The sequence below is a fragment of the Acinetobacter sp. ANC 4805 genome (assembly GCF_022549495.1).
Classification (GTDB): Bacteria; Pseudomonadota; Gammaproteobacteria; order Pseudomonadales; family Moraxellaceae; genus Acinetobacter.
The window spans coordinates 66,296-80,105 of the sequence record NZ_JAKZGD010000013.1 but is presented as its reverse complement, the minus strand read 5'-3'; the positions used below and the strand labels follow the sequence as shown (position 1 = coordinate 80,105).

Genomic DNA, 13,810 nt, shown 5'->3' with positions numbered 1-13,810 from the left:
TTCCTCAAAGTGAAGCAAGTCGTAAACGTCCTTGATAATATTTTTCTGTTTGTTCGGTTTTGATGAGCACTGCACCATCATTGGAAATGCCTTGAAAGTATCCCTGAATTTTACCTTGGGCATGTTCAAATTCAACGTATTGATTGAGCCATATTGCATGGTGATTAAAGCGTTCTGCTAAATTATAGCTACCATGTTCAAACCATTGAGCCGCTTGTTGAATTGCAGTATAGAGTTCAGCAATAAGTGCCAAACGATCAAGGTGGTTTAGACCTAGCATGTTTAATGAGGTAATGGCTTGATCTGCATTTTCTACAGGTGGGGTATTTAAATTGATCCCGACACCGACAATCGCTTGATGTGCTGAAAGAGGCTCAACCAAAATTCCCCCCCATTTACCTTGTGGACTATATAAATCATTGGGCCATTTGACTTGTAGGCTTAAACCTTGCAAGCTCGGCATTTGCAGAATATTTAAAGCAACTTCAAGTGCAAGGCGACCATCTAAGGCAGTCTTAGTGTGAATCAGCGTACTTAAATAAATATTCCCTTCAGGAGATGCCCATTGTCGTTGATGTTGACCACGACCTTGAGTTTGTTGGGCGCTGCATACCAATCCTGTGGTCATGCCTTTTTGTGCAATTTCACGCATATCATCATTGGTCGATGTTGTCGTGGTTTTGAGCAAGACGATTTCAGGAAATTGATTTTTTGCATTCAGTAATTGCTGAAGTTGGCGAGTTGCTAAATCTTCCATTGTTTTACAAATAGAGTGGTCATGTGTTTATGGAGTTAATCATATATTTGCTGATTGGTGCAATTGCTGGATTTACTGCGGGGTTATTTGGGGTTGGCGGTGGTTTAATTATTGTACCGATTTTATATATTGTCTTTACTCAAATGAATTATGACCCTAATGTCATTATGCATATTGCAGTGGGAACGTCTTTAGCCACCATTATTGTGACTTCAATTAGCTCAGTCACTGCACACCATAAAAAGGGAGCAGTGCTGTGGCAGGTCTTTCGTAATTTAGCGCCTGGATTGGTTTTAGGCTCATTTTTAGGTGCAGGCCTAGCTGATCTGATGTCGGGGCAACATTTGCAATTGCTTATAGGTGTTTTTGCAGTTTGGATGGCATACAAGATGTTTAGGGGAGCGCATGCAGTGATTGACCCAAATCGCCATTTACCATCGGCAGCATTACAGTTTGCAGCGGGTGGAGGAATCGGTATTGCTTCTGCGATTTTTGGGATAGGTGGTGGTAGTTTGACTGTGCCATTTTTAAATCGTCATGGTGTGGTAATGCAAAAGGCAGTAGCAACATCTGCTGCATGTGGTTTACCTATTGCAGTAGCAGGTGCAATTGGTTTTATGTGGTTTGGTGCTAGAGAACACATTGATGTACCGAATACCATTGGCTACGTGCATATTTATGCTTTTCTTGGTATTAGTACGATGAGCTTTATCACAGCCAAGTTCGGGGCAAAAGTGGCTCATCGTTTATCAGCAGCGATGTTGAAAAAATGTTTTGCTGGGTTACTTGTCGTCGTGGGCTGTTATTTTATTTATAAAGGGCTGCTCTAAATCAGCCCTTTAATTTATAAGTCCATAATGTACTTCAATTGTCGCAATTAGTGTTTCAACTAAAAGTAAGACATCATCTTGTTGGCGTGCATCGACAAAGAATAGTGGGTAATTCATGCCTTGTGCTGCCAGCCAATCTCGGTACATCGAAAGCGTTCTTTCTGGTTTGCGGTCAATATGAGTAATTGCAATCACAATATTATTGCCAAAGGGTTTGAACGCTTGTACATACTGTACTAGATCAAGCAGTGGATTTTCAGCAGCATGATCAATCATGACAATCGTCCCAATAGCGCCTTTGCAAATGACAGCCCAAATAAAATCAAAACGATCTTGACCGGGTGTGCCATACAACCCAACTTTGACACCATCGTCTAAAGTAATTTCACCATAATCAATCCCAACGGTTGTAAGCAGTTTCTCGTGCGATTCAATATCCGTATTGAATGCTTCTGTACTAACAACATCAACTTCCGAAAGGGCATTTATGGCAGTGGATTTACCTGAGCCCATGGTTCCACCAAAGACAATTTTATATTGTTGTAAAATCATAGAATTATCCTTGATTAAAAGCCTAAACGGTTACGTAATCGACCAAACAGTTTTTTCATAAAGTTTTGTTCTGTTTCAGTCTGAGGGGTTTGAGGATGGTAATTGGCTTGATGATCTTTGATCACTCTGCCGTACTGTGTACCTAAACTTGCAGCAACAAATTGTTTGACGCGCTGTTCAGGTAACTTTAACTGAGCTGCGACAACTGAAATTTGAGCGCCTTTGGCAAAGCATGCAGCCATACGTAGAATTTGTTGTCGTTCTACTTTGTGATGAGGTTGTGGCCAAATGTCTAGATAAAAACTTGATGCTGATGATGGACAGAGTTCGTCGAAGTCGGTTGAAATCCATAACAGATTCCATAACCATTGCTTTAAATCTTGCTGAGGGGTGTCTGTAATCCAAAGTTGATCATTTTGGGTCGCATAAGTGTAATTCAAACTTGAATCTGTTTGTAATGATCGAAGACTAGGATTCTGCCAGACCCATTCATTGCGAGGATCTGCAATAGCAATTAAACCATTATTGTCGAATAACTGAATTTTTCCATTTCTAGGATTTTGGATTTCTTGCAAAACGTCTTTGATTTGCTTCCGATGTATTATTGTATTTGTGGGTTCAGAAGGAGCAGTATTATTTATTTCTTGGGTTTGTGCTAAGCGTTCATTCAACCAATCATGGAGTGAGTGAAGGTGGTTAAGTGGTAAATACAGAGTATCATTTTCAATAGAACTATTCTTGTCTAGATCATTTGCGATTTGTAATACATTGATATTACTATTTTTAATTAAACTTTTGATATTAGGTGAATCAAAAAACACTTGGTTAATCATTAAAATATCAAGTTGCGGCTCAGCAATATTACTCCACTTCACTTGGATGTGGTTTGGAACAGCAGTTTGGACATGCTCTTTTAATTCATTCAATGTTCTGAGACTAAGCCCAAAAATTGCGATATTAACAGCTTGATGAACACTCATAATGCTACTCATATATGCTTACTGAGTGATTCAGTAAAGTTGATTTAAAAATGTGTTTGTTTTATTAAAAATATTATTTTATGTGATTTATATCAATAAAAATATAGTTGATGGATCTATTTTCAGATATTTGGTTAGCCTGATTAAATTAAGTTAACTCTTTGATCTTAAACGTTGCTAATTGAGATTTTTGTTTTAAATTTAAGCATAAGTTTTAGTTTTTTATCTGAGTTGGCTTAAAAAGCAATAAAATTGTTAGACAATGATATAGAATTTATGAGGTAAGATCAGTTAAAACAAAAAGCGCAAACAGCATTGGAATATGCGTATAACAACGATAGCGAGGGGATTATGAATCTCGAAGAGGCTGATAGTCTTTCTGAACAGATTGCAAAATATATTAGTGAACAAATTATTAGTGGTGAGCTAGTTGAGGGAGAGCGTATTCAAGAATTACGCATTGCGAAGGAATTAGATGTCAGTCGCGGTTCTGTCCGTGAAGCGCTGTTATTGCTAGAACGTACTTATTTGATTGAAATTTTTCCACGCCGTGGTGCGATTGTTTCTGAAATGTCAGCTCAGCAAGTCAAAGCATTATTTGACACCAATGTCATGGTACTTGGGCATATCGTGCAACGGATTAGTGAAACTTGGCGTGCGAATGAGGCCGAACAGTTACAGGCTCTATTGGATCAATTGGTTGAGTTTGTTCGTGCAGGGGATATTGAAAAATTTTACGATGCGATCTTTAAATACTTAGCAGAACAGCATGATATGGTGGCAAATCCCTACCTTATGCAATTCTATAAAGAACTTTTACCGTCATTACGTCGTAGCTATTTTTTAACCTTGAATACTTCACGTCGTGAGCTGCAAGAATCCTTTACCCTGTTTAAACTGGTGATTGATGCTATTTTGATCCGAAAATCACAACAAGCTGCTTTATTTATGGAAGATTTTTGTCGACACTTGCGCAACCTTGTGTTGGAATCTCTGACACGTATGAAACAGATTGAATTGGCTTGGGCTAGACGCTCACGCCGCTAGTTAGGGCAGTATGCGTTTAAGCAGTTTAAAACTTTCAGGCTTTAAATCTTTTGCCGATAGTACCACATTAAATTTTAAGGCAAACCGTACCGCAGTAGTGGGTCCAAACGGTTGTGGTAAATCGAATGTCATTGATGCAATTCGCTGGGTGATGGGCGAGTCCAATGCACGCCAATTGCGTGGTGGTAGTATGCAGGATGTCATCTTTACAGGGACAGCCAAGCGTAAACCTGTCGGTGTCGCAAGTGTAGAACTGCGTTTTGATAATACTTATGGCAAATTAGGTGGGGCTTATAATGCCTATAACGAGCTTGCTGTTCGTCGCCAAGTGACACGTGAAGGTAAGTCTGAATATTTCTTGAATGGCACACGTTGTCGCCGTCGTGATATTACCGATATTTTCTTGGGTACAGGTCTAGGACCTCGTTCTTATGCGGTGATTGAACAGGGTATGATTAACCGTTTGGTCGATGCCAAACCTGAAGAAATGCGAGTATTCATTGAGGAAGCCGCAGGGGTATCTCGTTATCAAGCACGTCGCCGTGAGACCTTGCAACATTTAGAACATACTGAGCAAAATCTTGCACGTTTAGATGATATTGCAGCTGAGTTGAAGTCACAGCTAAAAACTTTAAAGCGTCAGTCAGAAGCAGCAATCCAATATAAAACCTTAGAAGGTCAGATTCGGACTTTTAAAATCGAAATTCTTTCTTTCCAAGCCAATCAAAGTCAAAAGCTACAACAAGAATATACGGTTGAAATGACGGCGCTTGGGGAACGTTTTAAACTGGTTCGTTCTGAATCAAATACTATTGAACATGATCTTGAAGCAACTAGTGCTTTATTTCAGCGTTTAATTCAGCAGTCTTCACCTTTGCAGCATGAATGGCAACAGGCAGAGAAAAAGCTATCTGAATTAAAAATGACTTTGGAACAAAAACAAAGTTTATTCCAGCAAAACAGCAGTAGCTTACTGCAACTTGAGCAGCAAAAGTTACAGACCAAAGAGCGTTTGCAATTATCTGAATTACAGGTTGAGACTTTAACCACTCAATTTGATGAACAAAATGAAGTATTACTTGCTTTAGAGCAGCAGACACAAACGGCTGAGCAAAACTTTACGGATATTCAGACACAACAAAAACAAGCACAGCAGCAATTTGAGCAACTCAAGGTACAAGTCGATCAGCAACAACAGAAAAAGTTGCAGATGGCAGCACAAATTGAACAGCTTGGTAAAAGTGTACAGCGCATAGAGCAGCAAAAGCAGACTTTACACACACAAAGTAGCCAGATTCGTGCGCAAGTTCAAGATGATGAACAAGCTCAATTAGAACAATTACAGCAACAACTTCAACAACAGATTATTGTATTAGAAACCACGATAGAACAGTTACAGCAAGATGTACAAACACAGCAAGATCAGCAACAATGCTATAAGACTGATGTACAGAACTTGAAAACTGAGATTCAGGTTTTATTGGCTGAACAAAAGAATTTAAATCAATTGGTGGCGAAGCAGAGTCCGAAGCATGACCAAAATGCGGCTCGACTGATGCAAAGCCTACGTTTAACTGCTCAAGGTAAAACGCGTGCAGCTATTATTGAAAAATTCTTAGCCAAGTGGCTGCAAGCACATTTGTTGGATGGTGAACAATCCTTTCAAGAAGGTATCGCACGACAGTTAAAATCATCACAACAGCCGTCTGTTCAAGTTGCAGGATGCGCTTTAAGTGATTGGATCGAAGCACCAAAATCTTCGCTTTGGGCTAATGTCGCCGTTGCAGAAGATTTAGCCACAGCTTTGCGATATCAAGCGGATCTCCAGCAAGCACAATCTATTTTGACGCTTGATGGTTATCATGTCGGAACAGATTGGGTGATTGGTCTGCATTATGATGAAGACAGCCAAACTGCGCAGGGGATGCTTAGCCATCAAGTCCGTTTAGAAGAAATTGAACAGCAGTTTGCGGAGAAGCAAGCACAATTGCTTGATTTGGAAAATCAATTTTCACAACAGCAGCAAGGGCTGCAACAGCAACAGCAAAACTTACAGCAACAACAGCAAACCCTGAAACAAAAGCAGAAAGAGCAGCAACAGCTTGATGTACAAATTGCCAAACTACAAAGTACGGCACAGGCATTTGTATTGCAGCAGATGCAATTGGCAGATCAACTTAAACAGCTCGATGTGCAACTTGAAGAAGATGCCATGCAGCGTGATGATTTGGACATTGATTTACATGCACTTGCACTCAAATTAGAAGCAGTATTACCGAATTATAAGACTTTACAGTTTCAGGTCGAAAATCTGAATGAACAGCTGGATGAGCAACAACAACAGCTTACGCAACAGCAGCAGCAACGTGAAGCTTTGCGCCGTCAGACTTCACAAGCCAATCAACAAATTGAGTTGCTCGAAAAAGATATTTCATTTCTGAAAACACAATATCGACAAATCATTGAACAGATTGAGCAAGCGAAGAAGTTTGTTGATCCGATTCAGCTTGAATTACCGAACTTAGAGTCGCAATTCCAAGAGCAATTTCAGCAAACAGAAAAGCTGCAAAAAAATTGGAATGAGTGGCAACTTGAACTGAATCAAGTCCAAGAGAAACAGCAGCAATTGACAGAACAACGTCATCAAGCACAGCAAAAAGATGAGCAGGTGCGTGAGCAGTTAGAGCAAAAGCGTTTGGCTTGGCAAGCTGCTAAATCAGATCGTGAGCATTATCTGGAACAGCTCAAAGAACTCAATGCCGATGCCTTATCTGATCTCTCGATTGAAATAAAAGATCATCAACAAAAATTAGAAAGAGCATTGCAACAATTTGATAAAATTGGTGCGGTAAACTTGGCAGCTTCACAAGAATATGCAGACGTGTCACAGCGTTTTGATGAGCTGAGTCATCAGATGCAAGATCTACAAAATACGGTTGATCAGCTCAAAGATGCGATGAAAAGTATTGATCAAGAAACACGTAAATTATTTATGACCACCTTTGATCAGGTGAATCAAGAGCTGCAAGTGTTGTTTCCAAAGGTGTTTGGTGGTGGTGAAGCGACCTTAAGTCTTGAGGATGATTGGCAGTCAGGGGTGAAATTGATGGCGCGTCCACCAGGCAAGCGCAACAGTTCTTTGGCACTACTTTCAGGTGGTGAAAAGACCTTAACGGCTTTGGCATTGGTATTTGCGATCTTTAGATTGAATCCTGCACCTTTCTGTGTATTAGATGAAGTTGATGCACCACTTGATGATGCCAATGTACAACGGTATTGTAATTTGGTAAAAGAGCTTTCTGAGCAAGTGCAATTCATTTACATTACTCATAATAAATTGGCGATGACAATGGCAACTGATTTACTGGGAGTGACCATGCCAGAGCCAGGCACATCAAAATTAGTGACTGTCGATTTAGAACAGGCAAAAGAATACGGGTTAGTTTCGGAGTCCTAGTATGGAAATGAATACAATAATAGGCATTGTTATCGCCGTTGTGATTATGCTCGTTGGTTTAGCAATGGTTTTGAGAAAACCAAAAACAGTTGAGCCATCATTAGACGCTGATTTACATATTAATTCTGACAGCAATCAGCCTGTGATCCCGCGTAATGTACGAGAGCAGCTTCTACAAAAAGACACTGTAATCTCAACAACTGAACGGGTTGAACCAAGTTTTAAAGCAGAAACCATTCAAGTAGATACTCAAGCAGCACCAGTACAAACTGTTGCAGAAGAGAAAGCTGAAGAAACGGTAAAAGTTGCGGCTGAGCCTGTCATTCATACTGAAATCAATACAAGCATTGAACGATCAGAAGATCAACCACGAGTAGTGGACGTATCTGATGATGAAGACTTGTTAGATAAAGCTGATGAAACGAAAGTTGAGCCAGAACTGAGTTTAAATCCAAATATTGCAACTGTTGAAATTGAAGAATTTGATGGTGAGAGTAATATTTTGGATGTGCATTTACATGAACAGCAACGTTATGATGATGAAAGTGCATTAGCAACAGCTGAGCAGATTATTGCGCTGAATGTTTTTCCAAATCCACGTCGTGCGTTGTCGGGCGATAAAGCATTAAAAGTATTGCTGAAATATGGTCTCCGCTTTGGTGAAATGTCGTGTTTCCACCGTTATGAAAATACAGAAGAGCCAAGCACATTGATGTTCTCTGTATTGCGAATGACGGACAATGGTCCTGCTGGCTTTGATTTAGAAAGTTTATCGGGTGAGCAAGTACAAGGTTTAGCATTCTTCCTTGCACTGCCAAATAGCAAAGCTGTGACTGGGTATGACATGATGACCAGTATTGCAGGCTTAATTGCGCGTGAAGTCGATGGCAAAGTCTATGATGAAAATAATTTAGAATTTACGCCACAATTGAAAGAACATTGGCGTCATCATGTGATTGATTACCGTCCAAATCAAGCAACCGTCTAATGAATCTTTTATAATAAATTCAGTAAAAAATTATAGGGCGGTTTTTCCGCCCTTTTATATGGTGAAATTTAAATGGAACACAACTCAGTTATTGAGCAAATGCGTCAGTTAATTCAACTGATTGCAAAACATAACCATGCTTACTATGTGATGGATGAGCCATCCATTTCTGATAGTGAATATGACCATTTATTTCATCAGCTTAAAGCTTTAGAACAACAATATCCTGATCTGATTCAGACAGATACGCCGACCAATAAAGTTGGTGGTCAAGCCCTATCAAAGTTTGAAAGCGTGACACATACTGTTCCAATGTTATCTTTGAATAATGTATTCGAAGAAGATGAACTTCTTGCATTTGCTAATCGTGTTGAAGAACGATTACCCAATCAAAGAATTCAATATGATGTTGAACTTAAGTTCGATGGGTTAGCAATTTCGCTATGGTATGAAAATGGTGTACTGGTTCGTGGTGTAACACGTGGTGATGGTGAAACAGGTGAAGACATAACTCAAAATGTTAAGACCATTCGTAATTTACCTAAAATATTATCTTCCAGAGATCAGCCTATCCCACAATTATTAGAAGTCCGTGGTGAAGTGTTAATGCCCAAAGCTGGATTTAAAAAGTTGAATAGACATCTAAAGAAACGTGGTGAAAAAGAATTTGCTAATCCTCGAAATGCTGCTGCGGGTAGTTTAAGGCAACTAGACTCTCAGATTACAAAAACTCGTCCATTAGCATTCTATGCGTATGGTGTTGCACAATGTATTCCTGATAATAATGTTGGCACTATTGGTGATAATTTAGAATGGTTAAAGCATTTTGGTTTTGAAAATTATGATCATTGGGTTGTGGATAGTATTCAAGATGCACAGAAAAAATATGAACAGTTAATTGCTGAAAGACCAAATTTAACTGTAGAAATTGATGGAATGGTTATTAAAGTAAATAGCCTTGAACAGCAAAAGCAACTAGGTTTTATTAGTAGAGCACCTAGATGGGCTGTTGCTTATAAATTTCCAGCTGAAATAGCTTTAACAAATGTTGAAAATATTGAATGGCAAGTTGGTCGAACAGGTACTTTAACCCCTGTTGCTCGATTGATTCCTGTAAATGTTGGTGGTGTGACAGTCTCTAATGTGACTTTACACAACATTGGTGAAATTCATCGTCTTGATATTCGAATAGGGGATAAAGTTGGAATTTATCGAAGTGGTGATGTAATTCCTAAAGTAGATAAAGTCTGGGCTGAATTTCGACCTGCTGATGCGGAGATGGTGCATCTTCCGACGAATTGCCCTGTATGTGAATCGCCTGTGGTGATGCCAGAAGGTGAAGCATTAGCACGTTGTTCTGGTGGCTTATATTGTGCAGCACAACGGATTGAAGCCATTCGTCACTTTGTTTCGCGTAAAGCCTTGGATATTGAAGGTTTGGGAGATCGTTGGGTAGAGTCGTTATTACATCTCGATTTACTCAAAGATGTGGCTGATATTTATCATTTGCATGAGCATCGTGACACCTTATTGACCATCGAGAAAATGGGTGAAAAATCCGTTCAAAACCTGATTGAGGCGATTGAGGCGAGTAAGAAAACGACTTTGGCACGTTTTATTTATGGCTTAGGTATTCGTGGTGTTGGTGAAACTACAGCACGGATGTTAGCGAATACCTTCCAGACGCTTGAAGCATTGAAAGCGGCGGATATTGAAGCACTCAAGAAAACCCCTGATGTGGGTGAAATTACAGCAGAATGGATTGCAGACTTTTTCCAAGCACCGCATAACCTTGAGGTCTTAGATCGGTTGTTGGCGGCAGGGATTCATTGGGATGCACCGACTGCACCAACACGTCAACCATTGAATGGTGAAAGCTGGGTAGTAACAGGCACACTGGAAACCATGGGGCGTGATGAGGCGACACAAAAGTTACAAGCTTTGGGTGCACGTGTCAGTGGCAGTGTTTCCAGTAAAACCAAATGTGTCGTTGCAGGTGAAAAAGCAGGAAGCAAATTGGATAAAGCACAAAAATTAGAAATTCGAGTAATGAATGAACAAGAGTTTTTAGACTTTTTGGCGCAATATTCAGTGTGATGAAATCAATAGTGTGGACTTCTGGATGAATTTTTACATCAGAAGTTCACAGATTTGATATTTAGCTTCATCTGTTAGCTGATGGGACAAAATACCTTCTATAGTAAAAACAATAATTTGAGTGGTTGCATCTATTTTTGCTGCGGATAAGCCCATTTTTTGTAATTCTATACACAATAGACTTTCGACAATTCTATGAAAATTTTCATGTAATACGCGAATTTCCTCAGAATAATTCAAACGGTTATGTACCGTCGTAATCAGGTGTTTGACACTTTCCAGTTGTTGAATGACCCACAATAAGCGTTGAGTGTGGTTGGCAAAAGACTGATTGTGATATTCATTTAGGCGATCAATAAGCTCTGAACTAAGAACTTGTGTTAACACTTCATCTTTATCTTTAAAGTACCAATAAATCGTATTGGGAGTAATTTTTGCAGTTGTTGCTAACTTTGACATTGATGTTGCATCGTAGCCGATCTCAAGAAATAACATCCGTGCAGCGGCAATAATTTCTGCTTTCTTTTCATCCGTGTTTTGAATAATACGTTTATTGCGCGCCATTGTGTGGACTCAAAATATTTCAAAACTGATTTTACAGCGATTCGATCATTTTTAAAAATTTGCAGATAATTTTATTCTTATCTTGAATGGTATTTAAGAATTGCGTATATTTCTTGAATGGTATTTAAGATAAATTGGGAAATAAGGTAATGGGAACATTTCAACATGTGCTTGATCAAAGTGTAGAGGCAAGCTTTTATTCACCTAATGGCAATCAATGTGCTGCAAAAATATATTATCCAAATGTCGAAACTTCACAAAAACATCCAGTCATTTTGATGGTGCATGGCTGGGGTGGAACACAAGATTTGTTGACGTTGCCTTTTGTTCAAGCATTTATGCAAATCGGTTACGCCGTCATGACTTTTGATTACTCGACTTGGGGTAAAAGTGAGGGGATGCCTCGAAATCAAATTTCACCGTGGCTACGTGTCCGTGAAGCTGAGCAAGCAATTCAATATTTACAAAATTTAGAAAAGATTGATGCGAATAAAATTGTGGTTTGGGGGACTTCTTTTGGTGGAGGGCATGCCATTGATCTCGCAGCAAAATATCCTCATCTCTTGGGGGCGATTGCCCATGTTCCAATGCTAGACGGGGTACAAGCCGTTCTTGCCAATCCTGTTAAAGATATGTTGAAAATTGGCTTAAAAGTGGTTCAGGATTATTTACCATCTCAGTCACGGACTTATATTCCTGTAATCGCACCTGAACATCAATTTGCCACGATGAATCGTGATCAAGCTTATGACTTTTTTATGAAAAATTATCAGGAATCAGGAAAGTCTATTGATGATTATGATAATCGTGTCACTGCACGTTCAGTGCTGACAATTGGCATGTATCGACCGATTCGCCATTTAAAAACCATTAAAATACCGACTTTATTGATTGGTGCGACTCAAGATTCTGTTGCACCTTTTGATCCTGAGAAAATCAAAAAAATAAATAATCCTCATATTGAATATCAGCTATTGAATGCGAATCATTTTGAGCCATATTTTGAACCGATTTTTCAACAAAACATTCAGTATCAACTTGAGTTCTTAAAGAAATTAATTTGCTGTTAAACAGCACTGATCGTAAAGAGTATTAGAACCGTTCAAGCGATTAAACTTGAACGGTTCTTGGTTTTAAGCACGTTTTTTAACAATGCCATCATCGATTAATTGCTGGAAATGTTCGCAAACACTGCCACGGATATCTCGATAGTGAATGCCTAACTCATTCACACTACGCTGTGAATTAAAGTAGATCGGATAGCCCATATTGAGTTTTACAAATTGACGTGAATGACCAAACACAGGAGCAATCAAAGAAAAGGCAGTTTTAGGTACGGTGAAATGAGGGAATGGGTATCTATAACCAAATTTTTGCGTTAAGGCTTTGCCCATTTCTAGCAAACTTAATGTTCCACCACAAATGATATAGCGACCTTGTGCTTTGGGATTGAGTACCGCAGCAACATGCGCATCTGCAACATCACGGACATCTACGATTCCATTCCACATCGGCGGTACACCAAATAATGTTGTGCCATTGCCGAACTGTTGTAAAACTTCAATACTGCCAGATTGACTTGCATCAGTGAGTGAAGGCCCCATCACCAATGCTGGGTTAATACAGACTAGACTCCAACGATTTTGTTGTTCTGCGATTTCCCATGCTTTACGTTCCGCAGCAACTTTTGAATAAGGGTAAGGCTGGTGGCTTTCATTACTGGTGTTATTCCAGTGGCTTTCATCAAATTGATTATTGGCAGTTTTCTGAATCTCAACTGCATCGCCATAGGTTGAGGCAATACTGGAAGTGAGAACCACACGTTTGACTGATTCAGTGCGATTCACACTATCCAAGACATTTTCTGTTCCTTTAACCGCAGGTTCAATAATGTCTTTGACAGCATCTTTATAATTGGTCACAACGAAAGGAGAAGCGGTATGAATGACGACTTCACATCCTTGCATGGATTCATCAAAAGAATGTGCTTCGAGTAAATCTGCTTTGAAAAATTGAATTTTTCCAGATGACTTTTCTGCAATATCATATAAATGCTGAATTTTATTTTTCTTTGATGGGTCTCGAACTGTTGCATGAACGTTATAGCCTTGATTGAGCAGTCGTTCGATAATCCAGCCAGCAATATAACCTGTTGCGCCAGTGACTAATATTGGTTTACTTTTGTCCATTGTTATTTCCGCATAATGTTTTTGTGATTGATGTTATTTAACGAATTTTGCTCAAACAAACAACGGCTGAACAGTCATTTTTTTATAATTTTTGCTTAAAAGCCGAACTGAATAAGAAGCATTGCGAATCGTTACAAAAATTCAAACAACAGATTTTTCCTAAAATTATGGTTTAGAAGGTTTTTGAATCGTATGCAAAGGCTTATTTTACTTGGATAAATTAAGCTAATTAGAACTGTAAATGCGTATGTTTCTCATTTTAATTTGATAAAAATCATAAACTTACACATAATATTTTTGCAATTGCTGTCCAATTTCACCATAATAGACTTATTCGATAGGGAGTAAG

11 protein-coding genes are annotated in these 13,810 nt (G+C 39.1%); 6 read left to right on the top strand and 5 right to left on the bottom strand.

Annotated elements, in window-relative coordinates:
* Positions 1-4: 4 nt before the first annotated feature.
* Positions 5-757, bottom strand: a complete 753-nt coding sequence (locus tag MMP60_RS15240; protein WP_241337184.1) for a biotin--[acetyl-CoA-carboxylase] ligase — start codon at positions 755-757, stop codon at positions 5-7.
* A 29-nt stretch (positions 758-786) separates the two neighbouring features.
* Between MMP60_RS15240 and MMP60_RS15235 the strand changes: the two genes are divergently transcribed.
* Positions 787-1,587 (top strand): sulfite exporter TauE/SafE family protein, encoded by an 801-nt coding sequence (locus MMP60_RS15235; RefSeq protein ID WP_241337183.1) that lies wholly within the window; start codon positions 787-789, stop codon positions 1,585-1,587.
* 9 nt (positions 1,588-1,596) lie between these two features.
* On the opposite strand, the gene MMP60_RS15230 is transcribed toward MMP60_RS15235, so the two are convergent.
* Together MMP60_RS15230 and MMP60_RS15225 are read right to left on the bottom strand one after the other, a co-directional pair.
* Entirely contained in the window at positions 1,597-2,139 is a 543-nt protein-coding gene (locus MMP60_RS15230) for an ATP/GTP-binding protein (protein WP_241337182.1), read from the bottom strand.
* Positions 2,140-2,153: 14 nt separating this feature from the next.
* Complete coding sequence (locus MMP60_RS15225) at positions 2,154-3,119, bottom strand: hypothetical protein (protein ID WP_241337181.1); 966 nt, start codon at positions 3,117-3,119, stop codon at positions 2,154-2,156.
* Between the two features lie 351 nt (positions 3,120-3,470).
* Here MMP60_RS15225 and MMP60_RS15220 point away from each other — a divergent pair, with 351 nt between their 5' ends.
* From MMP60_RS15220 to ligA, 4 genes are all read left to right on the top strand, one after another.
* The gene (locus tag MMP60_RS15220; protein WP_241337180.1) at positions 3,471-4,166 is read left to right on the top strand and encodes a GntR family transcriptional regulator; all 696 of its coding nucleotides are present in this window, start codon (positions 3,471-3,473) and stop codon (positions 4,164-4,166) included.
* Between the two features lie 10 nt (positions 4,167-4,176).
* Positions 4,177-7,623: a chromosome segregation protein SMC gene (smc, locus tag MMP60_RS15215; protein ID WP_241337179.1), complete on the top strand. Its 3,447-nt coding sequence runs from the start codon at positions 4,177-4,179 to the stop codon at positions 7,621-7,623.
* A 1-nt stretch (position 7,624) separates the two neighbouring features.
* On the top strand, positions 7,625-8,611 hold the full coding sequence (locus tag MMP60_RS15210; RefSeq protein WP_241337178.1) for a cell division protein ZipA C-terminal FtsZ-binding domain-containing protein: 987 nt from the start codon (positions 7,625-7,627) through the stop codon (positions 8,609-8,611).
* A 72-nt stretch (positions 8,612-8,683) separates the two neighbouring features.
* Positions 8,684-10,708: an NAD-dependent DNA ligase LigA gene (gene ligA / locus MMP60_RS15205; protein WP_241337177.1), complete on the top strand. Its 2,025-nt coding sequence runs from the start codon at positions 8,684-8,686 to the stop codon at positions 10,706-10,708.
* A gap of 33 nt (positions 10,709-10,741) precedes the next feature.
* On the opposite strand, the gene MMP60_RS15200 is transcribed toward ligA, so the two are convergent.
* Positions 10,742-11,272: a TetR/AcrR family transcriptional regulator gene (locus MMP60_RS15200; RefSeq protein WP_241337176.1), complete on the bottom strand. Its 531-nt coding sequence runs from the start codon at positions 11,270-11,272 to the stop codon at positions 10,742-10,744.
* A gap of 149 nt (positions 11,273-11,421) precedes the next feature.
* On the opposite strand from MMP60_RS15200, the gene MMP60_RS15195 reads away from it, so the two are divergent.
* The gene (locus MMP60_RS15195) at positions 11,422-12,342 is read left to right on the top strand and encodes an alpha/beta hydrolase (protein ID WP_241337175.1); all 921 of its coding nucleotides are present in this window, start codon (positions 11,422-11,424) and stop codon (positions 12,340-12,342) included.
* 63 nt (positions 12,343-12,405) lie between these two features.
* On the opposite strand, the gene MMP60_RS15190 is transcribed toward MMP60_RS15195, so the two are convergent.
* On the bottom strand, positions 12,406-13,461 hold the full coding sequence (locus MMP60_RS15190) for an aldehyde reductase (RefSeq protein ID WP_241337174.1): 1,056 nt from the start codon (positions 13,459-13,461) through the stop codon (positions 12,406-12,408).
* Positions 13,462-13,810 lie beyond the last annotated feature (349 nt).

What these genes read in the sequence shown, in the direction of transcription:
- MMP60_RS15220 (WP_241337180.1), top strand. Translation starts at nt 3,471, where the DNA reads ATGAATCTCGAAGAGGCTGATAGTCTTTCTGAACAGATTGCAAAATAT.
- MMP60_RS15240 (WP_241337184.1), bottom strand. Translation starts at nt 757, where the DNA reads ATGGAAGATTTAGCAACTCGCCAACTTCAGCAATTACTGAATGCAAAA.
- MMP60_RS15200 (WP_241337176.1), bottom strand. Translation starts at nt 11,272, where the DNA reads ATGGCGCGCAATAAACGTATTATTCAAAACACGGATGAAAAGAAAGCA.
- MMP60_RS15210 (WP_241337178.1), top strand. Translation starts at nt 7,625, where the DNA reads ATGGAAATGAATACAATAATAGGCATTGTTATCGCCGTTGTGATTATG.
- MMP60_RS15230 (WP_241337182.1), bottom strand. Translation starts at nt 2,139, where the DNA reads ATGATTTTACAACAATATAAAATTGTCTTTGGTGGAACCATGGGCTCA.
- MMP60_RS15195 (WP_241337175.1), top strand. Translation starts at nt 11,422, where the DNA reads ATGGGAACATTTCAACATGTGCTTGATCAAAGTGTAGAGGCAAGCTTT.
- ligA (WP_241337177.1), top strand. Translation starts at nt 8,684, where the DNA reads ATGGAACACAACTCAGTTATTGAGCAAATGCGTCAGTTAATTCAACTG.
- smc (WP_241337179.1), top strand. Translation starts at nt 4,177, where the DNA reads ATGCGTTTAAGCAGTTTAAAACTTTCAGGCTTTAAATCTTTTGCCGAT.
- MMP60_RS15235 (WP_241337183.1), top strand. Translation starts at nt 787, where the DNA reads ATGGAGTTAATCATATATTTGCTGATTGGTGCAATTGCTGGATTTACT.
- MMP60_RS15190 (WP_241337174.1), bottom strand. Translation starts at nt 13,461, where the DNA reads ATGGACAAAAGTAAACCAATATTAGTCACTGGCGCAACAGGTTATATT.
- MMP60_RS15225 (WP_241337181.1), bottom strand. Translation starts at nt 3,119, where the DNA reads ATGAGTGTTCATCAAGCTGTTAATATCGCAATTTTTGGGCTTAGTCTC.